Source organism: Corynebacterium sp. HMSC065D07 (assembly GCF_001810695.1).
In the GTDB taxonomy this organism is placed as follows: Bacteria; Actinomycetota; Actinomycetes; order Mycobacteriales; family Mycobacteriaceae; genus Corynebacterium; species Corynebacterium hesseae.
Window position 1 is genome coordinate 12,222 of the sequence record NZ_KV802467.1, and the last position, 21,338, is coordinate 33,559.

The 21,338-nt window shown below is 61.3% G+C and carries 22 protein-coding genes; 8 read left to right on the forward strand and 14 right to left on the reverse strand.

The annotated features are described in order from the left end of the window. Window positions 1-18 precede the first annotated feature (18 nt). The 8 genes from dnaB to HMPREF2760_RS12590 all read right to left on the reverse strand — a co-directional run bounded on the left by dnaB (window position 19) and on the right by HMPREF2760_RS12590 (window position 7,925). A complete protein-coding gene (gene dnaB, locus HMPREF2760_RS08280) occupies window positions 19-1,443 on the reverse strand; it encodes a replicative DNA helicase (protein ID WP_010187892.1) in 1,425 nt (474 codons plus the stop codon). A 640-nt stretch (window positions 1,444-2,083) separates the two neighbouring features. Beyond that, complete coding sequence (gene rplI / locus HMPREF2760_RS08285; RefSeq protein ID WP_070524218.1) at window positions 2,084-2,536, reverse strand: 50S ribosomal protein L9; 453 nt, start codon at window positions 2,534-2,536, stop codon at window positions 2,084-2,086. Between the two features lie 46 nt (window positions 2,537-2,582). After that, complete coding sequence (locus HMPREF2760_RS08290) at window positions 2,583-3,173, reverse strand: single-stranded DNA-binding protein (RefSeq protein WP_010187897.1); 591 nt, start codon at window positions 3,171-3,173, stop codon at window positions 2,583-2,585. A 51-nt stretch (window positions 3,174-3,224) separates the two neighbouring features. Beyond that, window positions 3,225-3,515 carry a 30S ribosomal protein S6 gene (rpsF, locus tag HMPREF2760_RS08295; protein ID WP_180952128.1) on the reverse strand — a complete coding sequence of 97 codons (291 nt, stop codon included), beginning with the start codon at window positions 3,513-3,515 and terminating at the stop codon, window positions 3,225-3,227. Window positions 3,516-3,663: 148 nt separating this feature from the next. Beyond that, window positions 3,664-3,846: a hypothetical protein gene (locus HMPREF2760_RS08300; RefSeq protein WP_070524214.1), complete on the reverse strand. Its 183-nt coding sequence runs from the start codon at window positions 3,844-3,846 to the stop codon at window positions 3,664-3,666. Beyond that, window positions 3,843-5,234 carry a glycosyltransferase family 87 protein gene (locus HMPREF2760_RS08305; RefSeq protein WP_070533729.1) on the reverse strand — a complete coding sequence of 464 codons (1,392 nt, stop codon included), beginning with the start codon at window positions 5,232-5,234 and terminating at the stop codon, window positions 3,843-3,845. The genes HMPREF2760_RS08300 and HMPREF2760_RS08305 overlap by 4 nt, the downstream gene beginning before the upstream one ends. 26 nt (window positions 5,235-5,260) lie before the next feature. Then, the gene (locus tag HMPREF2760_RS08310; RefSeq protein ID WP_070533727.1) at window positions 5,261-7,489 is read right to left on the reverse strand and encodes a transglycosylase domain-containing protein; all 2,229 of its coding nucleotides are present in this window, start codon (window positions 7,487-7,489) and stop codon (window positions 5,261-5,263) included. A 76-nt stretch (window positions 7,490-7,565) separates the two neighbouring features. Beyond that, window positions 7,566-7,925, reverse strand: a complete 360-nt coding sequence (locus tag HMPREF2760_RS12590; RefSeq protein WP_070644730.1) for a DUF5318 family protein — start codon at window positions 7,923-7,925, stop codon at window positions 7,566-7,568. 170 nt (window positions 7,926-8,095) lie between these two features. Here HMPREF2760_RS12590 and HMPREF2760_RS08315 point away from each other — a divergent pair, with 170 nt between their 5' ends. From HMPREF2760_RS08315 to HMPREF2760_RS08325, 3 genes are all read left to right on the forward strand, one after another. Next, window positions 8,096-8,575 carry a MarR family winged helix-turn-helix transcriptional regulator gene (locus HMPREF2760_RS08315; RefSeq protein ID WP_070524207.1) on the forward strand — a complete coding sequence of 160 codons (480 nt, stop codon included), beginning with the start codon at window positions 8,096-8,098 and terminating at the stop codon, window positions 8,573-8,575. Window positions 8,576-8,659: 84 nt separating this feature from the next. Continuing rightward, complete coding sequence (locus HMPREF2760_RS08320) at window positions 8,660-9,643, forward strand: universal stress protein (protein ID WP_070597053.1); 984 nt, start codon at window positions 8,660-8,662, stop codon at window positions 9,641-9,643. Window positions 9,644-9,654: 11 nt separating this feature from the next. Beyond that, window positions 9,655-10,137: a hypothetical protein gene (locus tag HMPREF2760_RS08325; protein WP_070533724.1), complete on the forward strand. Its 483-nt coding sequence runs from the start codon at window positions 9,655-9,657 to the stop codon at window positions 10,135-10,137. On the opposite strand, the gene HMPREF2760_RS08330 is transcribed toward HMPREF2760_RS08325, so the two are convergent. Together HMPREF2760_RS08330 and HMPREF2760_RS08335 are read right to left on the reverse strand one after the other, a co-directional pair. After that, window positions 10,134-11,063, reverse strand: coding sequence for an oxygen-dependent tRNA uridine(34) hydroxylase TrhO (locus tag HMPREF2760_RS08330; protein WP_070533722.1), 930 nt, complete (start codon window positions 11,061-11,063; stop codon window positions 10,134-10,136). The two genes, HMPREF2760_RS08325 and HMPREF2760_RS08330, sit on opposite strands and share 4 nt — an antisense overlap. Window positions 11,064-11,116: 53 nt before the next feature. Continuing rightward, the gene (locus HMPREF2760_RS08335; RefSeq protein WP_070563938.1) at window positions 11,117-12,613 is read right to left on the reverse strand and encodes a DUF1846 domain-containing protein; all 1,497 of its coding nucleotides are present in this window, start codon (window positions 12,611-12,613) and stop codon (window positions 11,117-11,119) included. A gap of 77 nt (window positions 12,614-12,690) precedes the next feature. Between HMPREF2760_RS08335 and HMPREF2760_RS08340 the strand changes: the two genes are divergently transcribed. Together HMPREF2760_RS08340 and HMPREF2760_RS08345 are read left to right on the forward strand one after the other, a co-directional pair. Beyond that, entirely contained in the window at window positions 12,691-13,500 is an 810-nt protein-coding gene (locus HMPREF2760_RS08340; RefSeq protein WP_070533721.1) for an Fpg/Nei family DNA glycosylase, read from the forward strand. An 11-nt stretch (window positions 13,501-13,511) separates the two neighbouring features. Then, window positions 13,512-15,101, forward strand: coding sequence for an NAD(P)H-hydrate epimerase (locus HMPREF2760_RS08345; protein WP_070533720.1), 1,590 nt, complete (start codon window positions 13,512-13,514; stop codon window positions 15,099-15,101). Window positions 15,102-15,243: 142 nt separating this feature from the next. Here HMPREF2760_RS08345 and HMPREF2760_RS08350 read toward each other — a convergent pair whose 3' ends face one another. The 3 genes from HMPREF2760_RS08350 to HMPREF2760_RS08360 form a co-directional block, all read right to left on the reverse strand. Next, window positions 15,244-16,020, reverse strand: a complete 777-nt coding sequence (locus HMPREF2760_RS08350; RefSeq protein ID WP_246818381.1) for a YwaF family protein — start codon at window positions 16,018-16,020, stop codon at window positions 15,244-15,246. Between the two features lie 128 nt (window positions 16,021-16,148). After that, the gene (locus HMPREF2760_RS08355; RefSeq protein WP_070533717.1) at window positions 16,149-16,796 is read right to left on the reverse strand and encodes an ABC transporter ATP-binding protein; all 648 of its coding nucleotides are present in this window, start codon (window positions 16,794-16,796) and stop codon (window positions 16,149-16,151) included. Next, window positions 16,796-17,791 (reverse strand): ABC transporter permease, encoded by a 996-nt coding sequence (locus tag HMPREF2760_RS08360; RefSeq protein ID WP_070533715.1) that lies wholly within the window; start codon window positions 17,789-17,791, stop codon window positions 16,796-16,798. Before HMPREF2760_RS08360 ends, HMPREF2760_RS08355 begins: the two co-directional genes overlap by 1 nt. A 115-nt stretch (window positions 17,792-17,906) precedes the next feature. On the opposite strand from HMPREF2760_RS08360, the gene HMPREF2760_RS08365 reads away from it, so the two are divergent. The 3 genes from HMPREF2760_RS08365 to HMPREF2760_RS08375 are packed head-to-tail and all read left to right on the forward strand — an operon-like array spanning window position 17,907 to window position 20,677. Then, complete coding sequence (locus tag HMPREF2760_RS08365; protein ID WP_070533714.1) at window positions 17,907-19,055, forward strand: sensor histidine kinase; 1,149 nt, start codon at window positions 17,907-17,909, stop codon at window positions 19,053-19,055. Continuing rightward, a complete protein-coding gene (locus HMPREF2760_RS08370) occupies window positions 19,048-19,665 on the forward strand; it encodes a response regulator (protein ID WP_070533713.1) in 618 nt (205 codons plus the stop codon). Before HMPREF2760_RS08365 ends, HMPREF2760_RS08370 begins: the two co-directional genes overlap by 8 nt. A gap of 4 nt (window positions 19,666-19,669) precedes the next feature. Next, a complete protein-coding gene (locus HMPREF2760_RS08375) occupies window positions 19,670-20,677 on the forward strand; it encodes an NAD(P)-binding domain-containing protein (protein ID WP_070563935.1) in 1,008 nt (335 codons plus the stop codon). Between the two features lie 7 nt (window positions 20,678-20,684). Here the strand turns inward: HMPREF2760_RS08375 and HMPREF2760_RS08380 are convergent, their stop codons facing one another. After that, entirely contained in the window at window positions 20,685-21,260 is a 576-nt protein-coding gene (locus HMPREF2760_RS08380; RefSeq protein ID WP_070533709.1) for a VanZ family protein, read from the reverse strand. Window positions 21,261-21,338: the final 78 nt, after the last annotated feature.

Below are 21,338 nucleotides of genomic sequence, written 5' to 3' on the forward strand. Positions count from 1 at the left end.
CCGTGGTGGACCTGTGATTTAACCATGCGCCATGTTGACGAACTTGGAGTAGTGCAGCTGGTGCGCCACCTTCACTGTGTCGATCGGTCCGCCACGGTGCTTTGCCAAGATGATGTCCGCCTCACCGGCGCGGGGATCATCGCGGTCCTGTGAGTCCGGGCGATACAGGAGCATAACCATGTCGGCGTCCTGCTCGAGCGAGCCGGATTCACGCAGATCCGCCAGCTGTGGCTTCTTATCGGTACGGGACTCTGGGCCACGGTTTAGCTGGGAAATCGCGATGAGCGGGACCTCGAGCTCCTTGGCCAGCAGCTTGAGCTGGCGGGAGAACTCCGAAACCTCTTGCTGGCGGGACTCCACCTTCTTGCCCGAGGACATCAGCTGCATATAGTCCAGCACAATGAGGTCGAGCCCGTGCTGCTGCTTGAGGCGGCGGGCTTTCGAGCGAATCTCCATCATGGTGAGGTTCGGGGAATCATCGATGAACAGGGGCGCATCCTGGATGCGGTTGAGGGTGTCATCGATCTTTGCCCAGTCCTCAGTCGATACGCGTCCACCGCGCATATCCGACAGCTTCACTTCCGCCTCCGCCGACAGCAAGCGCATGACGATTTCCGAGGCGGACATCTCCAAGGAAAACACCACGGAGGTCTTGTTGTGCTGCAGAGATGCCGAGCGCATGAAGTCCATGGCGAGCGTTGACTTGCCCACGCCGGGGCGGGCGGCGACGATAATCATCTGGCCGGCGCGCAAGCCATTGGTCAGGTTATCCAAGTCGATGAACCCGGTGGGCACGCCCGATTCCACACCGTTTTGCTGCAGGGCGGCGAGTTCGTCGATAGTGGGATCGATAAGATCGCTCAGTGCCCGGTAGTCCTCGGTGGTCTTCTTCTGTGCCACCGCGAAGACTTCCTGCTGGGCGCGGTCCAGAACCGATTCGATCTCCATGTCCTCGGAACCTTGGAAGCCGAGCTGGACAACTCTGGTTCCGGCGTCGACCAGCTTGCGCAGCACCGCCTTTTCCGCCACGATCTCCGCGTAGTAGCGAGCGTTGGCGGCAGTCGGCACCGTGGCCAGCAGGGTGTGCAGATAGGGCGCGCCGCCGACCCGCTCGAGGTTGTTGTAGCGATCGAGCCGAGCTGCCACGATCACCGCATCAATATCGGTGCCCGCGGCATAGAGGTCAATCATGGCCTGATAGATGAGCGTGTGCGCGGGGTAGTAAAAATCCTCCGGCTCTAGCTCTTCAATGACCTCCATCACCGTGTTCGGGCTCAAGAGCATAGCGCCAAGAACGCCCTGCTCCGCTTCCCGGTCCGCGGGTGGCTGGCGGAATTCGCCGTAACGCTTCGGCTCCTCCTGACGGTAGGAGCGGCGGGGTTCCTCCTCTACCGGTTCAGGCGGCGGTGGAACCTGATCGTCATCAAAACTGGCATTAGTCATTGTCCATCAATCCCACCGTTCATCGATCCCACCCTGACCGCCCCTGAAAATCTCAGCTTCTATCCGCGCCGGACGGCCAGGCTTTAAGGCAGTGCCAAGCGGCAACCGCGCGTAGTACACAACAGTGTAGCCGAGGCAATGGACACTGCCCCTTGGGCATAACTCCCACAGTTATCCACAGATCCCTGTGGAATTACCAGCTCAGCGGACGAAAACTCCGCAAAGCACGAGGTCAGTCCTGTGGATAACTCTGCAAGCTTGTGACCAGCACAGATAATTACCGCAGGTCAGAGCCTGTTTTTCGAGGTGTGAATATACGCACAAAACCCGTGAAAAAGTAGGGTCTTCAACCCGAAATAGGCGCTACCTGCGGGTTAACAAAAGGCGGCGTGAGTAAACTCACTGTAAACTGCACGCAGGTTTATCCACAGGTTCCGCGAGTTATCCACATGCCGTGCTTGGCGACGATTCCCCACCCCGCATGCCTAAAACGGCTAAAGGCCGTACACCTTCCACCACCTCACATAGTGGGAGGAGCACGGCCTTAAACCTTGCTGTTGTCTGAGGGTCACTTACTGGCGTACCATCGCCGCGCCTCACACGCGGCTGGACGGAGGGTGACCGTCGTGCGCCTTAGTTCTTAGGCAGCGACGACCGAGAAGTTCACCTTGCCGATAACGTCAGCGTGCAGCTTCAGCTCGACTTGGTAGTTGCCGGTCTTCTTGACCAGGCCCTTGGGAAGCACAACGATGCGCTTGTCCAGCTTCGGGCCGCCAGCGGCGGCAACGGCCTTCACGATGTCCTCTGCGGACACGGAGCCGAAGAGCTTGCCGGACTCGGAGGTCTTCACGGGGACGTTGACGTCCTTGAGCTCCTCCAGCTGGGTACGGATCTCGCGTGCATGGTCCAGGTCGCGGATTGCGCGAGCTTCCTGGGCACGCTTGATGCCCTCGATCTGCTTCTCAGCACCGCGGGTGGCAACGATTGCCAGGCCGCGCGGAAGCAGGTAGTTACGTCCGTAGCCGTCCTTAACCTCTACAATTTCGCCGGGGGCGCCGAGGTTCTCAACGGCAGCGGTGAGGATCAGCTTCATGATCCCTGCCTTTCAATTGAGTTAAATGAATACTTGCGTGACAGTCTTAGAACGGGGGTTCTGCATCCGCACCACCAAAGCTTCCCGCTTGGGGTGCCGAATTCCACGGATCGTTGCTCGGAGCCGACTGCTGGGACTGCTGCGGGGCAGAAGACTGGGACTGGTTTCCAGAGAAACCACCCTGGTTTCCGGAGAAACCGCCTTGGTTGCCGCCGCCGTAGTTAGCACCACCCTGCTGCTGGCCGCCGCCATAGTTTCCGCCACCGTTGCCGGACTTGCGGTTTACCTGAGCGGTTGCATAACGCAGGGACGGGCCGACCTCATCGACCTCGATCTCAAAGACAGTACGGTTCTCGCCCTCACGAGTCTGGTAAGAGCGCTGACGCAAACGGCCAGTAACAATAACGCGCATGCCCTTGGTCAGGGTCTCCGCAACGTTTTCTGCGGCTTGGCGCCACACGTTGCAGGTGAGGAACATGGCCTCGCCATCCTCCCACTGGGAAGTCTGCTGATTATAGCGACGCGGGGTGGAGGCAACACGGAAATTTGCCACTGCGGCACCCGCCGGGGTGAAGCGCAGTTCCGGGTCGGCGACAATGTTGCCAACGACCGTGATATTGGTATCTCCCTGAGCCATGTCTTTACTCCTTAATATCGGTTACGTGGATTGCTCGAAACCCAGTATCCGCTATTTGCTGTCGGTGCGCAGAACCTTGGTACGCAGAATGGAGTCGTTCAGGTTCAGACGGCGATCGAGCTCGAGAACGGAGTGGGATTCGCACTCCAGATCCACGACTGCGTAGATGCCCTCTTCCTTCTTGTTGATCGGGTATGCAAGACGGCGCTTGCCCCACACGTCAACCTTTTCGACTTTGCCGCCATCCTTGCGGATTGCTTCGAGGAACTTGTCTAGGGACGGGGTTACGGTGCGCTCATCCTGATTGGGATCCAGAATGATCATGACTTCGTAGTGACGCACGGACCTCATCACCTCCTATGGTCTAGTAATTGGTATCGGCCATATCACCTTTGCGGATATGGCAGGAGGGTCTGTTGCGTCAAGCAACCCTCACACAGTACCGCACTGACCGGCGGAAAAGGAAATCCCTTGTCTCCTCGGCCGCCCCCTAGTGAGTCGCGGCGACGAAGATTGCCGAACTCGCAGGTATCACCGTAAGGAAAAGCAGAGCCAGCAACCCCAGCATGATGGGCCAGGTTCGGTCTTCAGAACGCTGAAACAGGTAATAGGCACCCAATACGCACAAGAAACCTATCGTGATGGAGATGATGCCCACGATTGTTATGGTCATCGCGCAAAGTCCCCCGCCAGTGGATCCCTGCCACCGTGCGCGGCACGAACCTTGTCTTCCGACTTGCCCCACATCTGACGGATGATGAGCACGCCGATGGCGATGATGAAACCATCCCGGGTGATCACCGCGATGTCCAGCATCTCGTGCGGCAGGCCCTTGTTCTCCGAGCCGAGCATGTGCCAGGTGAGGATGGGCCAGAGGAGGGCGTCGGCAAGCGCCCAGCTAAAGATGAGGCGCCACCGTGGCAGCGCCAAGAGCGCCGGGACAATGAGCCACAGCGAGTATTGCGGCGACCACACCTTATTGAAGATAAGGAAGGCCATGATGATGAGGTAGATCATCTCAGCCACCCGCGGCGCACGCGGGGTTTTAAGCCCCATGACGGCGATTGCTGCGCAGCTCACAAGGAAGGCCACGAGGGAGAAGGTGTTGAGGAATTCGGCCTCAAAGCTCACGTTCGTAACGCGAGTCAGGAGTGCGTAGATCGTGGTCCACTCCGCCCCACGCTCTTGGTTGAGCCGGAAGAATTCGCGCCAAGCTTCGGGGTAGGCCACCGCCACGGGAAGGTTCACCACGAGCCACGTCGCAATAGTTGCCACGAACATCTTGATGAACGGCGACCAGCGCTTGTTGCGGATGGCCAGCACCAGAAAGGCACCCAGAATAAACAGGGGCCACAGCTTAAAGGCCGTGCCGAGCCCGATGAGGATGCCGGCGAGCCAGTTCTTACGCTTGGTCACCGCAAGCAGGGCGCCGACCATGAACGCCACCGACGGGATGTCCCAATTGGTAAAGGCATGCATGACCACGAGGGGGCTAGCTGCCATGAGGACGGTGTCCCACGCCCGGTTGCCCGTGAGCTGGAAGACCATAACCACGGTGCCTACCCACACGAGGGACATGATGAGCGCGGTCAGCCCGAAGTACCAACTGACATCGGCAATCCCAATCCACTCGACGGCCGGGTAGGTGGTGCGCGCCAGCCAAGCGACGGCGCCCTGGAACATGCCAGCCAACACGGGGTACTCCATGTAGCGCGTGATATCCCCTTCAACCCAGGAATAGGCGTAGGGGAAGCCCGGCTGGTCTAGTCCACGGCCCCCGTAGAGCGGGATGATGTCGTTGTAGCAGAAGGACGTGTACTGACGGTTACCGTCCCAATTCAGGCTAATGAGGCCATCCTCGCCCTTGCGACTACCGGCACAGGTTGCCTTACTCAAGAACCCAAACGCCAGGAATGTCCACGCCAGCGTGATGATCACTCGCAGTGGAGTCCACCACCCGGAGTGGGCCGAGCGAGCAAAACGCCCCGTCGACCCGCCCAGGGCGTCGACGGCGCCGCGGGCCATCGACTCAGAAGAGAGAGGGACTAGCTGAGAAGTCATGTGTTGGCTCACCAGGGATCAGTCTCCTATTGGCCAAGTAGTTGGTCGAGGCCATCTCCATTGAGAATCTCATCCAGCGAGGGGACCTCAGGGTCGGCGGGCTGAGCCGGTTGCTCAGGCTGGGCCGGCTGCGCCGGGGCATCACCATGCCCCTCCTCATGGTGTTGGCCTTCCTCTGGTTTTGCCTCGCCCTCGCCCTCAGCGGCTTCGCCCTCCGGGCTTGCCGGGGTCTGGTCCCACGTCGTGGTCTGGCTCGGGTCATAGACATAGCCCGAACCCCAGCTGCCGACGCCGTAGTTGATCGGATAGGCCTGCGGGAAGGTCTGCTGCTCAGCATTAGCCAGAGAGGTGTCCAAGATGGACTTCCAGATCTTCGTCGGCGAGTTGGAGCCGTACATGATGCCGCCCCACTGATTAAAGATTGCGGAGGTGTTGTCGGCCGTGCCTACCCACACTGCTGTAGCCAGCTGCGGCGTGGAACCGACCATCCACGCATCCTTGTTCTGGCCCGTATCGCCCAGCTGCGTCGTACCAGTCTTGGAGGCAGACGGGCGTCCGCCAGCTAGCGCACCATTGGACCATGCGGCAATTGGCTGCATCGCGGAGATCACGTTGTTGGCCACGTTGGCGGAGACACGGCGTTCACCGCCGTCGGTCGGGTTCTCGTAGAGGACTTCGCCGGCAGCGTTTTCTACCTTTTCCACGAAGTGCGGCTGATGCCATATGCCTTGGTTGGTCAAGGTGGCCATTGCCGTCGCTATATCGAGCGGACGCGACTGGTACTGGCCCAGCACGATGCCCTCGTACGGCGTTCCACCATTTTCAGTGAGGGTCTTTTCAATCCCCGGAAGACTGCGCGGCACGCCCAACGCATGCGCCATATCCGCGGTGTCCTGCGTCTTGTTTTCCAAGTCATCCTGGAGGCGCAGGAAGGACGTGTTATAAGAATTCTTCATTGCCTCAGCGATGGAGCAGCTACCGCAGCCGGCACCCACGTCGTTGGTCACGAGCTGCGATCCAGGCAGCTGGTAGGGCGCCGAGGAGTAATAAGTATTGAGATCGATGCCCTGCTGGAGCGCTGCGGCCAGGGTCATAATCTTGAAGGTTGAACCTGTCTGCAGCGGGGAATTGGCATAATCCCAGCCGTTGGAATCGTCACCGCCGTAGTAGCCGCGCACAGCACCCGTGGCCGGGTCAATGGTGACCGCCGCTGCACGTGCATCTTCCTGCAGCACTCCCAGCTCTGCATGAGCAGCATCCGTCGACGCATTCTGGACGGTCATATCAATGGTTGTCGTCACCTTCAGGCCACCAGTGGCCAGCTGATCCTCAGTGATGCCCACACGGGACAGCTCATCGATGACCTGGTTCTTGATGTGGCCGTAAGCGCCGGGCGCCTCGGTGTAGGCGGAGTATTCGCTTGGATCACGGGTCTCCGGGAAAGCCATCTGGGAACGCTCAGCCGCATCCAGATCGCCCATCTCAACCAGGCCGTCCATGACGTAGTTCCAGCGGTTCTGCGAGCGTTCCTCATCCACCCACGGATCCAAGACCGATGGAGACTGGATGAGGCCGGCGAGCATGGCACCTTCCTCCACGGTGAGGTCCTTGGCGTCCTTATTGAAGTAGGCATTGGAGGCAGCCTCGATGCCGTAGGCATTGCGGCCGAAGTACACGGTGTTGAGGTAGGCGTTCAGGATGTCCTCTTTGGCCCACTCATTGGTCATCTTCACCGAGTAGATGAGCTCACGGATCTTGCGGACGTAGGAGTATTCGTCACCCACCAGAGTGTTCTTCACGTATTGCTGGGTGATGGTGGAACCACCACCGGCGGTGCTATCACCCGTGAGCTTGCCCAAGACGGCGCGGCCCAGACCAGTGAAGGAAAAGCCCGAGTTCGTCCAGAACTCACGGTCCTCGGCGGCGAGGACCGAGTCCTCTACGTAATCCGGGATCTCATCCAACGTCACCTGACGGCGGTTGCCTTCCGGTGGAACGAGCTTGGCCAGCTGAGTTTCACCATCGCCGGCGACGATGGTGGAGATCTGGCTCGGCTGCAGCTCCTTGGGCCCGGGGACGTCGTATTGCGTATACGCGTAGCCGAAGAGCAGGGCAGGAATGCCCACTAGTACAAACAAAACAGCCAGCACGATCCACGGCCAGCGGCGCTTGCGGCCGGACGAACGCTGAGCGCTCTGTGAGGTGCTCTTCCTGCGATTACCTGACTTTCGCCCGGAGGTTTCCTTTTCGGTCACTGATCCGTGTCCTCATCAATCCTGTACAGAAACTGTAAATACATGCAGCTTACCGGCGTGAACTGGGAAGCCAAAACTACCCTAGAGCATAGACCGTGGCAGCTCGAAGCAGATGATTCCAGCGGCACGCCGGACACACTTCCACAAAATGCACGGTAAATTCCAGCCCTTCTGCGGCCATGTCCGCAATTTCCGCAGCGCTCCGCGCACTTCCCGCCCGGCGTTTTAAAGCATCTCCATAAACCCAACGGGTCAGCCGCATGTCTGATTCACACACCGGGCACGGCTTGCGCATGTCGACGCCATGGTGTTCCGCCGCCGCGCGAAGGAGAAAGTCGGCATCACATAGCTCTTCCCGCGTCACCTTTCCCGCGCGAAGCTCACGCAGATGCTGTGCACGCTCCCATTCATAAGAGACTTCGTTGCGGTAGGCCACTTCTAGCCTTGTCTTTGCAGACTCTGCCTTTGACGGAGAATTCACGCCGGACAGTGTAGTGCCGGCGGCGTCAACAATCTAGACCCTTTCATAGTACTTCGCGGTGCGAAACCAAATTTTTTAATCGGCTAACTACCGCTCCGTGGGATTACTAGCTACACTTATTTTCCATGAGTGAAGAAACTATCGAATCCCCGATCCCTTACGAGGATGCCCTGGAAGTCGCCCGCCAGATCCAGCCCGCGCTCAACAAACTCATGCTCATTTTCCAGCGCACGACAGAGGGCACATCCCTCACCACGTCGCAGGTCTCCATCATGAACCAGCTGCGCATGCGCGGCCCTTCGCGCGTGAGCACCATCGCCCAGGCAGAGCTCATCCGGATGCCTACCGCCTCCAATGCGCTGTACCAATTGGAACGCCAAGGTTTCGTGGAACGCCACCGCGACGAGAAGGACCGCCGCGGTGTCCTCGTCGCCCTTACCCAGCTCGGTGAATCCGAGCTGACCATCGTCTCTCGCCAGCGTGCGGCGGCTTTGGCAGAGATCCTGCGTTGGCTCGATCCGGACGACATCAAGGATGCCAACTCCCTGGTTAACCTGATCTCCAAGCTGGCCGATGTCTACCGGCCAATCATGGAAGGAAAATAGACCAAAAAGCGCCGGTAGAGCGGATTTTTATTTTAAGGCGTGAAGGGCCGATAATGAATAAAACGACCCCGAACCTTTTGATGAATGGCTAAGAATTCTTCACACCCCGCGGAAGGACAGTGCACCCCAGACGCCACGGTCCCTCCGCTCCGCGTCCTTGTTTCGTGGAGCCCCAGCTCCACCGGCACGGAAGCTATCGAGTTTGCCGCGTGGATCGCGCGTTCCACGCCCGTTCAGATCCGCGTGGTATCTACTATTTCGCAACCACTCACCGTGACGTCGCTCAGCAAGCTCACCGGTTCCTATAAAAAGTGGTTCAAGAAGGAGCGCGCCGCCTGCGAGCGGGCCGTCAAACAGGCATTGAACGCGGCTGGGGTGGACAAGTCCCAGCTCGATAAGAATGTCTCCGTTCTCATCGCAGGGCCCTCGCGCCCGCAGCTCTTGGAGGAGGCGGCCAAGGAATTTAACGCGAGCGTCATCCTCCTCGGCGCAAACCAATCCGCACCCAAGGGCCGTTTCTTCTCGGGCTCTACCGCCGATGCGCTTTTGCACTATGCGCCGCTTCCGGTGGGCTTGACTCCGCGCGGCATCAAGCTGTCTAAGCACGGCATCACCCGCATTAACTTTGCTTTCACCGATCTTGGCAGCGCCGATGATCCCGCTCTCATGCACGCGGCCTGCATTGCGCAGCGCGGCGGTATCCCCCTGCGCATCCTGGCGTTTTCAGCCAAGGGGCTTGTCGACGTCCCCCTCGAATACTCCCCCACCTTTCCTTCCGATGCCCCCAATTGGCGCGAGCATTCGCTTTCGTTGTTGGACCGGGCCCACGATTTCATCGCGGATGCCTACCCCGAGCTTTCGGTCACGACGGCCATCGGCAGCGGCCATGGCTGGTCCGGCGCGGTGGACTCGCTGAAGTGGAAGAAGGGCGACCTCCTCTGCTTAGGCTCCGACCCCATGGGCCCCATCGAGCGCGTCTTCATCGGCAGCACCGCCACCGAGCTGCTCCCGCACTTGGGCGTGCCCGTGCTGGTCTGCCCCAGCACCTACACCGCCGAAGCGCGTTAGACTGGCAGACCATGGCAGCTGAGCACCCCGAAAACGATCTCACGTCCGACGCGGACTATACGAACCTGCCTCGCCCCGAGCCCCGCACATTTGACGAGCTTGCCGACGAACCCGACCCCCTCGCCGTCGCCGAAGCCAACCGCCGCTCCTCGCGCCAAGCTCTGTGGTTTATGATTGCCATCCTTATCGGCTCAGCGCTCTATGCGCTTCTCCTCGCGGGCATCTTTAAAGTCGCCGGAACCACGACCAACTGCCTCCGCGCCGAGTATGCCGCCTGGCTCTGCACGAGGACCCAGCGCACCGTGTTCGCCACGACGACGCTGATCATCCCCTTCATCGGCATGATCGGCTGCGCCGTCATCATGGTGCGCAAGCTCAAGGCCTATGTGCGCTGGCGCGGTTGGATGGCCATCTTCTGGGTCATGGCCGGCAACTTCATGATCTGGTGTATCAACGATATCCAGATCCTGCTCGCCCCGGTTATCGAAAACTAGCCCTGCGCCTGGGCGGCTGCCACCTCGGCGCAATCCGGCCGGCCGCAGTGCTGTGTTTCCACATGCTGGATGCAGTCATCGCAGATGAGCACCTGCTTACGGCACGTGTCCTCATTAATGCAGTTATGGAACGTGTTGGTTCCCGCCCCGCAATGCACGCAGTGGCCCAGCTGAATGAAGCCCGGATCCTCTAGGCCCTGGCCAAACTCGTGGTGCATGCGCTTATCAAAGACGTACATCGAGCCTTCCCACAGGCCATCGTTGCCGTACTTTTCGCCGTAGCGCACAATGCCGCCGTCGATTTGATAGACCTCGTTGAAGCCTCTGTTCTTCATCAGCGCTGAGAGGATTTCGCAACGGATGCCGCCCGTGCAGTAGGAGACCACGGGCTTGTCCTTCATCCAGTCATATTTTCCGGACTCGATTTCGGCGATGAAGTCATGCGTCGTGCGCACGTCCGGCACCACGGCATTCTTAAACTTGCCGATTTCCGCCTCCATGGCATTGCGTCCGTCGAAGAAGACGACCTCCTCGCCGCGCTCTTCTACTAGCTTGTTGACCTCTTCGGGTTTGAGGTGAACGCCGCCGCCGATGACGCCATTCTCATCCACCTTGAGCTCACCCGGCGCGCCGAAGGCCACGATCTCATCGCGCACCTTAACCGAGAGGCGCGGGAAATCCTCCGCACCGCCTTCGGACCACTTGAACTCCATCTTCTTGAAGCCCGGGTACTCGCGGGTTTCGCGCACGTAGCGCTTGCAGGCCTCCATGTCCCCGCCCACGGTGCCGTTGATGCCGTGCTCCGAAATGAGGATGCGGCCCTTCAGCCCGAGCTTCTCGCAGAGGTTACGCTGCCACAGCATGATCGCGGTGGGGTCCTCAATGGGAGTAAAGCAGTAGTAGAGGAGAATCTTGCCAATAGTCACGCCCGCAAGTCTAGGCCTGCTAATGGCAAGATCCCCAATTTTTCGGTGGAGTCTCAGCGCTTCTGGTACAGCGCGCTCTTGCGGGCAAAGACCGGATCGGAGGTCACCAGGACACCTAGGTTGCGGAAGATGCCCTCATCCACGGAACCCAAGATGGTGGTGGTGTGGACATCGCAGCCCTCGAGTTCCTTCAGTGCGTCGAGCGCGCGGCGGGCGTTCTCGTCCTTGGCCGCGGAGACAGAGAGTGCGATGAGCACCTCGTCGGTGTGCAGGCGCGGGTTCTGCGAACCCAGATGCTTGGTCTTCAGCGTCTGGATCGGCTCGATGGATTCCGGCGAGAGCAGGTGCAGGTCATCGTCGATGCCCGCCAGGTGCTTGAGCGCATTGAGCAAGGTGGCCGCCGAGCAGCCCAGAAGTGGGGAGGTGCGGCCGGTGATGATGATGCCGTCGTGAAGCTGCAGCGCGGACGCCGGGCCGTCGGTCTCCTCCGCCTTCTGACGCGCCGGGAGCACCACCGGGCGGTCGGTGGACTTGATGCCGGCCTTCGCCATGACCACGGCGGCACGCTCGGACTGCGTGGAGTCGAGGCCGTTGCGGGCCTCCTCCACCAAAGTCTTGAAGTAGCGACGGATGATTTCCTGTCGGGAGGCCTCGCGGCAGACCTCGTCGTCGGTGATACAGAAGCCCACCATGTTCACGCCCATGTCCGTCGGGGACTGGTAGGGAACGGTGCCGGTCAGGCGCTCAAGCAGGGACTTCAGCAGCGGGAAGGCCTCGACGTCGCGGTTGTAGTTCACCGTGGACTCGCCGTGCGCGGAGAGGTGGAAGTGGTCGATGACGTTGGCGTCGTTGAGGTCCACCGTGGCTGCCTCGTAGGCCAGGTTCACCGGGTGATCCAGCGGGAGGTTCCAGATGGGGAAGGTCTCAAACTTGGCGTAGCCCGCCTGCACGCCGCGCACGTTCTCGTGGTAGACCTGCGACAGCGCGGTAGCCAGCTTGCCGGAGCCCGGCCCCGGCGCGGTGACCACCACAAGGTCACGGGTGGTCTCCACGTAGTCATTCTTGCCCAACCCCTCCTCGGAGACGATGAGGTCGATATTGGCGGGGTAGCCCGGGATAACGCGGTGGCGTGCCACCGTCAGCCCCAGGCGCTCGAGGCGCTCGATGAAGGCCTCCGCCTGGCTGTTGCCGTCCTCGAGCTGCGTCATGACGATGTTATTGACAAGGAATCCGCGGCCCCGGAAGACGTCGACAAGCCGCAGCACATCGTCTTCGTAGAGGATCCCCAGGTCACCGCGCATCTTTTGGCGCTCGATGTCCTTGGCGTTGATGCAGACGAGGATTTCTACGTCATCTTTGATGCGCTCGAGCATCGCAATCTTGTTATCCGGGGTAAAACCGGGCAGCACGCGGGAGGCATGCATGTCATCGAAAAGCTTGCCACCCATTTCCAGGTAAAGCTTCCCACCGATTTCTTTGCGTCGAGCGTTGATGTGCTCCGACTGCAGCTCAATGTATTTTTCACGGTCAAAACCGATTGCGCGCCCCATAGTATTTAGGCCCTTCCGTTCAACGGGTAGTACCCGGAAAGTCTACAGCAGCACTGCCCCCGCGTAGACTTCCTGACATGCCTGAGGGACACGTTATTCACCGCCTTGCTCGGACACTCAATGCGGACTTTCGCGGCGCGCCGCTGGCTGTGAGCAGCCCCCAGGGCAGGTTTGCTGCGGAGGCCGCGCTTGTCGACGCCTCACCCCTCTCCCTCGCCGAAGCCTTTGGCAAGCACCTCTTCCTCCACTTCGATGCGGACAGCCCGCGCCACGTGATTTACATCCATTTGGGGCTCATTGGGTCCCTGCGCTTTGAGCCTTCCGCTGATGTGTGGGGGCAAATCCGGCTGCGCATCGATAACGGAACGATGGCCGCGAACCTGCGCGGCCCGCAGTTCTGCACACTCATTACGGAGGAGGAGTACCAGGCCAAGGTGGCGAAGGTGGGCCAGGATCCGCTGCGTGAGGATGCTGACCCCGATGCCCTGTGGGCCCGGGTACATGCCTCACGCCGCAGTATCGGCGCGATGCTCATGGACCAAGGCCTCTTCGCCGGAGTTGGCAACATCTACCGCGCCGAGGCGCTCTTCCGCCAAGCACTCTCCCCCTTCATCCCCGGCAGTCAGCTCGACCGCGCCGAGTTCGATGCAATCTGGTCTGACTTGGTAGGTCTCATGGATTACGGCGTGGAACACGGCCGCATCGACACCGTCCGCCCAGCCCATACCCCGGAGGCCATGGGCCGCGAGCCGCGCAAGGACGACCACGGCGGCGAGGTCTACGTCTACCGCCGCGCCGGGCAGCCCTGCCATGTGTGCGGCACGGAGATACAGGAGAAGGTCATACAGGGCCGCAACCTCTTCTGGTGCCCTACCTGCCAGGGCTAGACTCGTAGGGTATGCGCCCTGCTTATACCGTTGCCACTGTTCGTGCTGCTGAAGAGCAGCTTCTAGCCCAGCAATCGGAGCCGGATCAGCTCATGAAACTTGCCGCCGCAGCGGTGGCGGAAGCTGCCACCTCGATGCTGGCTGCTCACCCCGGCGCGGTTGTCATTCTCGCTGGGCCGGGCGGCAATGGCGGCGATGGACTCTTTGCCGGCGCGCTCTTGGCCGAGCGTGGTATCACCGTCCATGCCCTAGTCCCCGAGAAGCACCACGAGGCAGCACTGGAGGCCTTCCTCGCCGCGGGTGCCACGGTCCTTCCTCCTATGTCCGCGCTGCCGACAGGCACCGCACTGCTTATCGACGCTATCGCGGGCCTCGGTTCCGCCCGTGGCCTGACCGGCGCCGCGCTGTCGCTCTACCGCGAGGCCACTGCTACCAGCGTGCCCGTTGTCGCCGTCGATATGCCCACAGGTGTTGATGCCGATACCGGCGTTGTCGCCGCGGATGCTGTCGAGGCCAATGTCACCGTCACGTTTGGCTCACCGCGACTGGGCCACGCGTTGGCCGCTGAATGTGGACAGGTGGTGGTCTCCGACCTCTTCTTACCCGGCGCACCTTCCTTCGCTGAGGCCCTCGCTGAGCTGGATAATCCTGCCGCATTCATCGCCCATGAACCCACCGTTCCGACGCCCTGGGAGTGGCTCCCGGGCGAACTCGATCTTCCTGGCGGGCGCCTCACTCGTCCCTGGCCCGTCGGTTGCACCGGCCCCATGACCGATCCCACTCCCGCCGCGCGTTCCGATAAGTATTCCGGTGGCGTCGTCGCCCTCGCTGCCGGCAGTGAGGCTTACCCGGGCGCGGGCATTCTGTGCGCCACCGCGGCGGTGCGGGCCACGCCGTCGATGGTGCGCTTCATCGGCGATAACACCATTACCGCGCTTCTCCCCGAGCTGGTCTGCCACCCCGATGTCGTCTCCGCTGGGCGCGCCCAGGCGTGGGTCGTGGGTCCCGGCCGCGGCACCGATTCGGCGGCGGCCTCCGAACTGCGAAAGGTACTGGCACAAGGTCTGCCCACCGTCATCGATGCCGACGCCCTCACGCTTCTGGCGCGCAACACCTCCTTGCGCCGGACAGTCACCGATCATCCGCTGACCATCCTCACCCCACACGAAGGCGAATTCACCCGCCTCTACGAGGCCACCTTCGGCTCTTCGCCCGATGCGGCTACCGGCTGGAGCCGCGCCCTCCGCGAGCTAGCCGAGGAACTGAACAGCATCATCCTGCTCAAAGGCCGCCTCACCCGCGTCACCGCACCCGGCCAGCCGCAGTACTCCTTCAATTCCGGCCATTCCTATGCCGCGACTCCCGGCTCCGGCGACGTGCTCTCCGGCATCCTCGGTGCGGTCATGGCTCAGCTTTCCGCCACCGCGCCCGCCGCATCCCCCACTGAGGTCATCGCCGAAGTTCTCCACGCCGGGGCCATCCACGCGCACGCGGCGGCCATCGCGGCCGAAACCCCCGACGGCTTCGCGCCCTGCTCGTCCTCCCAGATCGCCGCAGCCATCCCACAGGCCATTGCCCGGCTCCTCAACGCGGAGCGCTAGCTCCGCTACTAAGTACGTTTCGATCAAATAGCACCCCAAAAATCCGAAGATCTGGGGCCTTATTTGATCGATCCGTACCTGGCCGCCGCCGTCTTGGTACGTTTTCGCAACGAAGCCCTAGAATTTCGCGATTTGCGGGCCACTATTTACGAAAACGTACAGTGGCCCGGCGCAGGATCCCGGACGCAGTACCGACGGACTTGCGCAGCAGTCCCCGAGTGCCCACCGGCACGGTTCCGCGACGCAGCGAGGTGTTTTCCCACGGCCACGTCATTCCGGCCCATGCTGCCGCGACGGCAAGAGTCTCTGCCGCGATGTAGCCAGGCCAGGGACCCAGCAGGTTGATGATGGAGGGACTGCCCGGCGCGTGGTTGAGGAAGCCGTAGTTGCCGTCTGTCTTGGCGTTGACCGCCATGGCGATGGCCATCCAGATGGGCGTGACCTTCACGGCAAAGCGGTAGCCTTTCCACGTCGGCCGATAGCCTAAGCCAAAGGTCAGACCCAACGGCACGGCGAGGGCCACGATGTGGAAGAACCAGTAGGTGCTAAAACGCAGCCAGCGCGGGGCAAAGTAGTAGATGACATCCGGGGTGATGATGGCCTGCGGGTTAAGGATGATGCCCCAGAAATACGTCAGGGTCAGCGCATGCTCGTTGCCGGTAATAAGGCCGAGCGCCAAGATGGGACGCAGCACGTCACAAAGGTGCAGCGGGAGGGACTCCCGGATATCGAACTGGGAAGGGTCCAGGGAAATAACTGTCCATGCGGTGCCGAGGACCAAAAGGACCCAGCCGACCATCTGGCGGACGAACTTTTCACGGCTTGTGCCTTTAACGCGGCGAGCGCCGACGATAAAGACACCGCAGGCAGCGATGGTAATCGTCAACATGAGCGCATGCAGCGGGGTCCATTGTTGCATGCGCTCATAGTCGGTAGGGGTTACCCGTAGGCGGCGAGGTCGAAGCATATCGAAGTACTAATGTACTCCGTACTCGCCTGGTTCGGGCACCGAGGAGGAAAATTAGTTCCTTGAATTAATAGCGAGGGCTAGGCCGCGACCTCCGAGTAAGCGGAAACCTTGCCATCCTTGACTTCGAGGACACGGTCAGCGTAATCAAGCAGGCTACGGTCGTGGGTAATGAACAGGGTTGCGGTGTCGAAGTCTTCGGTAACACCGCGCAGAAGCTTGGCAATCTCACGCGAAAGCTTGGAGTCCAAGGCAGAGGTCGGCTCGTCCGCCAGCAACACGGACGGCTGGCCCATAAGAGCGCGGGCAATGTTGACGCGCTGGCGCTGACCACCAGACAGCTGGTTCATACGGCGGTTACCAAAGTCCTCAAGGCCCACGAAGCTTAAGAGCTCATCGGCACGATCCTGGCGTGGCTTTCGGCCTTCCAAGTGGTCGATGATGAGTAGTTGCTCACGCGCGGTCAGAGATGCAATGAGGTTGGCCTGCTGGAAGATGAGGCCGCGGGTGCCGTGCATCTCGACGGTTCCGGAATCAGGCTCGATGAGGCCGGCGGCTACGGATAGCAAGGTCGATTTGCCGGAGCCGGACTCACCAATGACAGCGGTGAGCTCGCCAGGCTTCACGTCTAGGCTCACACCATCCAGAGCGGTAACACGGGACTCGCCGTCGGGGTAGGTCACCACGATGTCGCGAAGGGACAGAGCAGGAGTAGCAGTGGTAGTCATTAGGCGTTGCCTCCTAGGGCGTCGAGCGGATTGATCTTGGATACGCGGCGGGTGGCGAGGAAGGCACCGGCGATGCCGAGCAGCCAGATGCCGAGTGCGGGAACGATGACCGTCATTACAGAAACCTCGAAGGGCACGGTGCCCTGTGCGGCGAGGCCCAGCAGCCAGCCGACGAGCGCGCCGGCGCCCACACCGGCGGCGAGGATGATGGCCGCCTGGGCAATAGCGTCCTTGAGCAAGTACGTCACGCTGGCACCAAGAGCGCGGAGGATGGACAGGTCACGGGTGCGCTGGATGGTCCAGATGCTGAGGAAAGCAATGGTCACCAGGGCGGAAATGCCGTAGAGGAATGCCTGCATGGTGAGCAGGGAACCGCGCTCCGAGCTATAAGCCGGCAGGCCAGACAGGGCCTTAGCCATCGAGACGGAGCTATCAGTCGGTTCCGCGCTCAACAGGGCAACACCCACCATGTCCTCGCGGGCGTGGGAGACCTTCTGCCAGGTGGCGGTGTCTACCCATACGACCGGGGAGTGGGAGTAGTACTCATCCGGCACCGCGCCGCGCACGTCCAGATCCACGCCACCGAGCGTGGCCTGGGAAGGCGCGTTCATCTCCTCGTCGATAGATTCGCTCAGAACCATGCCGCGATCCGGGATGAGGGTGTCCGTACCGGGGATCTCAGTACCAGCCGGCAGACCGAAGACAGCTACGCCGCCCTGTCCGTCAAGCTTGGTCTGGGTAGCGCCCAGCGGGATAGCACCAGCGGTGACGTCTTCAGCGAAGATTTCTGATTCCGTAAAGGACGGGTCCTCGGTAGAAAACGTCACGTTCGGGGTGTTTTCACCGAGCGCCTCCAGGGCGGACGTATTTTGCTTGGACAGGCCTTGGGTCAGGCCGGACAGCATAACGAGCAACAACGTAATTAGAGCCACGACGCCGCCGATCAGGAAGAAACGACCACGGGCGGTGACTATCTCTCTCAATGCAAGGAACATAGTATTCATACTGCTCACGCGCGAAGAGAAAGTAATCGGGTACCTAGTTGAACCTTCACTCAACCAGTTGGTTGATTCGGCCTCAACCGCTGAGGCGATAGGCTGGATCGGCGTGATGATGCGAAACAGCCTGTGGACCGTTGGCCTCCACGTCATGTTCGGATTCCTGCTGGTCTTCGGCGTACTCCGCGCCTGGGCCGATAACCGGCTCGATGCCCGAGTCCTCGGGCTCTCGATTGCCCTCGCCGTGGTCTACGCCGGCTTCGTGCTCTACGCTGCCCGCAAGCCCGCCAAGCCCGTACCCACCACGCTGTGGCTCGCTGCGCTCTGCCTGCTGTGGATCGGCCTCATGGTGCATGCCCAAGACTTCATGTGGATGGAATTCCCCCTGGTCTTCGTCTTTGTCCATGCTCTTCCCTTCTGGCCTGGCATCCTCGCCAGCGTTGTGCTGTGGGCCATCGCCGCCTTTATCCCCGCCTGGCTACATCCCCAGGCATGGACAGCGGCTGCCGCCATCGGTCCCTTCATCGGCACCTGTTTCGCCGTGGCCGTCTATCACGCGGCCCGCAAGATTCAGGCGGAGGCGGTGCACCACGCGGCCGTCGCCAAGCAACTGCGTGAAACACAGGAGGAACTCGCCGCCACCGAGCACCAAGCCGGCCGTCTGGAGGAGCGCGAGCGGCTCTCCCGGGAGATTCATGACACCGTGGCCCAGGGCCTATCCTCCATCGTGCTGCTCAGCCGCGCTGCCAAAAACAGCACGGACCCAGAGGAGACCACCGCGCAGCTCGAACTCATTGAGAAGGTGGCCAAGGACAACCTCGCCGAAGCTCGTCGCTTCGTCAAAGAACTCGCCGCCCCAACCTCCTCCATCGATGAAGGTCTACGTGCACTGGTAGATGAGCTCCAGGCCCAGGCACACGGTCTGGGTCTGCGCACGCAGTTGAGCCTCAAACTCACCGGCCGCGGCGAGGTGCCTACCGAGCTCCACCACGTCATTCTGCGTTCCGCGCGCGAGGGCCTGACCAACGTGATGAAGCATGCCGACGCCAACCGTGCAGTAGTTACGCTGGGCGCTTTCACAGATGAAATCACCTTGGACGTGGTCGACGATGGCCGCGGCATCGACGGCCCACAAGGCTTCGGCCTGACCGGCTTGGAGCAGCGTGTTCGCAGCGTCGGTGGCTCCGTCCAGGTAGAATCCTCACCGGCCGGCACCGCGCTCGCGGTGCGACTCCCAACAGGAAGCAGCCGCAATGGTTAACGTGATGCTCATCGATGATCACCCCGTGGTCCGCGCCGGGCTGCGCGCCATTCTCAACACGTTCCACGACATTGATGTGGTTCTGGAAGGCTCTGACGGTTCGGCAGTAGAGAAGCTGCTGCTTGACGACGTCCCCCCGATCGACGTAGTCGTCTGCGACATCCAGATGCCGGATGTCGATGGTATCGCCGCCACCCGGCGCGTGCGTGAGCTCAACGGCCCACCGGTGTTGATCCTCACCACCTATGACACCCAGGCGGATATCCTCGCCGCGGTCGAAGCTGGCGCAATGGGCTACCTCCTCAAGGACGCTCCTGAGGAAGCCCTGCATAACGCGGTCCTCGACACCGCTGCGGGAAAGCGCACGTTAGCCCCCGAGGTCACCAACCTCCTGGCGGAGCGCCTAGCCCAGCCGGAGACGGCACTCTCTGCCCGTGAATTGGAGATCCTTCAGGCCTTGTCCACGGGACAGTCCAATAAGCAGATTGCGCAGGAGCTGTTCATCTCTGAGGCCACGGTCAAGACCCACCTGATCCACGTCTACCAGAAGCTCGGAGTGGAGACCCGTACCGCTGCGGTGTCCGCTGCCCGCGAGCGCAAACTCATTTAAGCCAATGCATACCTATGACTGCATCGTCGTCGGTGGTGGCCAATCCGGCCTCGCCACCGGCTACTACTTGCGCAAAAAGAAGCTCGACTTTCTCATCCTCGACGCCAACCCCTCCCCCGGCGGTGCCTGGCAGCACGTGTGGGACTCGCTGACGCTGTTTAGCGATGCTGAGTCCTCCACTCTTCCCGGCTGGCCCATGCCGCACTACCCCGGGTTTCCGCCGGCAACCCATGTGGTCGACTACCTCACGCGCTACGAGGAGCGCTATGACCTGCCCGTTCGGCATGGGGTAAATGTCACCGATGTACTGTACGACGCTCCGTTCTTCCGCCTCACCACGAACCGCGGGGAGTTCCTAGCCCGCACCGTTGTGGCGGCCACGGGTACGTGGTCCGCGCCCTTTATCCCCTTCTACCCCGGCGCGTTTGCGGGCCGCCAATGGCACACGGCGAATTACCCCGGCCCCGCGCCGTTTCTCCCCGACGCACAGCACGATGCGGGGCGTGTCGCCGTCGTGGGCGCAGGCAACTCAGGTGCCCAAATCGCCGCCGAGCTTGCCCTGGAAGGCGTGGACACCACGTGGTTTACCACGCATCCGCCGCGGTGGATGCCGGATGACGTGGACGGCCGCGTGCTCTTTAGCCGCAACCGGCAGCGCATGCTCGCCTTGGCAAAGGGGGAGCCCGATCCCGGATCGGAGTCGGAACTGGGTGACATCGTCATGGTCCCGCCGGTGCTCAAGGCCCGGGATAGCGGGCTGTTAGGCGCTGCCCCGATGTTCGATTCCCTCGATGAACTCACCGAGCAGGGCTTTAGTGATCTCATCTGGGCTACCGGTTTTAGGCCCGCCCTGCGCCCTTTTACCGGGCTGCTCCGTAACGGAAAGCCCACGGTGGAAGGTTTCTTTCCCGTGGGCTACGGCTCGTGGACTGGTCCTGGTTCGGCCACGATTACCGGTGTTTCTCCTTATGCGCGACAGGTAGCGACCACCATCGCCGAACGCATAAGTTAGCAAACGCCTAGTTCAGCAGCATGGCTCCGATAAGCGCCACTGATGCCAGTGCTAGGAGAAAGCCAAGGCGTTGCAGGATCTTCATTCGTGCCTCACGGCTCAGCCGCGCCATAAGAAGTGCCCCCAGAACACTGCCCACGGTGTTGTAAAGGACATCATCAATATCGCTAAAGCCTAGGCAGAAGACGTACTGGGCAGTTTCAATCCCCAGGCTCACCATGAGACCTGCCAGTAGTGCTCCACCGAGACCCCAGCGAATCCGGCGCAGAGAGCGCCCCACCACGTACACGGCCGCACCGAAGGGCATAAAAAGAAGGATGTTGCCAAAGAGATCGCTCCACGCTCCATACCACACCGAGGCCGTCTCAAAACCGCCAAAGAGGTGCAGGTTCACCTTGCGTACCGCATGCGCAGAGCCATCCACGACTCCCGGGATCTCCATGAAGGGCTTGCCCAGCGTGGCTAGCCCCACGGTGACAAGGGCGAGGAGGGTGACTAGGAGGGCGTCGCGAAGCACATGCCGGTACGGATCCGGCACGGGCGCAAGCCGGTTTCGAGTGTGGCGTAGCTCTGTGGTGCTCATGGTGGCCACTGTAAGAGGAAAAGCTGACAAGTTCCTAGTGCATTTGCTGCCAAGAGGCTGCTTCACAGTGTCGGTAGG

Coding starts and splice junctions, on each gene's coding strand:
- dnaB (WP_010187892.1), bottom strand. CDS start 1,443: ATGACTAATGCCAGTTTTGATGACGATCAGGTTCCACCGCCGCCTGAA.
- rplI (WP_070524218.1), bottom strand. CDS start 2,536: ATGAAGCTGATCCTCACCGCTGCCGTTGAGAACCTCGGCGCCCCCGGC.
- HMPREF2760_RS08290 (WP_010187897.1), bottom strand. CDS start 3,173: ATGGCTCAGGGAGATACCAATATCACGGTCGTTGGCAACATTGTCGCC.
- HMPREF2760_RS08300 (WP_070524214.1), bottom strand. CDS start 3,846: ATGACCATAACAATCGTGGGCATCATCTCCATCACGATAGGTTTCTTG.
- HMPREF2760_RS08305 (WP_070533729.1), bottom strand. CDS start 5,234: ATGACTTCTCAGCTAGTCCCTCTCTCTTCTGAGTCGATGGCCCGCGGC.
- HMPREF2760_RS08315 (WP_070524207.1), top strand. CDS start 8,096: ATGAGTGAAGAAACTATCGAATCCCCGATCCCTTACGAGGATGCCCTG.
- HMPREF2760_RS08320 (WP_070597053.1), top strand. CDS start 8,660: ATGGCTAAGAATTCTTCACACCCCGCGGAAGGACAGTGCACCCCAGAC.
- HMPREF2760_RS08325 (WP_070533724.1), top strand. CDS start 9,655: ATGGCAGCTGAGCACCCCGAAAACGATCTCACGTCCGACGCGGACTAT.
- HMPREF2760_RS08335 (WP_070563938.1), bottom strand. CDS start 12,613: ATGGGGCGCGCAATCGGTTTTGACCGTGAAAAATACATTGAGCTGCAG.
- HMPREF2760_RS08340 (WP_070533721.1), top strand. CDS start 12,691: ATGCCTGAGGGACACGTTATTCACCGCCTTGCTCGGACACTCAATGCG.
- HMPREF2760_RS08345 (WP_070533720.1), top strand. CDS start 13,512: ATGCGCCCTGCTTATACCGTTGCCACTGTTCGTGCTGCTGAAGAGCAG.
- HMPREF2760_RS08350 (WP_246818381.1), bottom strand. CDS start 16,020: ATGCAACAATGGACCCCGCTGCATGCGCTCATGTTGACGATTACCATC.
- HMPREF2760_RS08355 (WP_070533717.1), bottom strand. CDS start 16,796: ATGACTACCACTGCTACTCCTGCTCTGTCCCTTCGCGACATCGTGGTG.
- HMPREF2760_RS08360 (WP_070533715.1), bottom strand. CDS start 17,791: ATGTTCCTTGCATTGAGAGAGATAGTCACCGCCCGTGGTCGTTTCTTC.
- HMPREF2760_RS08365 (WP_070533714.1), top strand. CDS start 17,907: ATGATGCGAAACAGCCTGTGGACCGTTGGCCTCCACGTCATGTTCGGA.
- HMPREF2760_RS08370 (WP_070533713.1), top strand. CDS start 19,048: ATGGTTAACGTGATGCTCATCGATGATCACCCCGTGGTCCGCGCCGGG.
- HMPREF2760_RS08375 (WP_070563935.1), top strand. CDS start 19,670: ATGCATACCTATGACTGCATCGTCGTCGGTGGTGGCCAATCCGGCCTC.
- HMPREF2760_RS08380 (WP_070533709.1), bottom strand. CDS start 21,260: ATGAGCACCACAGAGCTACGCCACACTCGAAACCGGCTTGCGCCCGTG.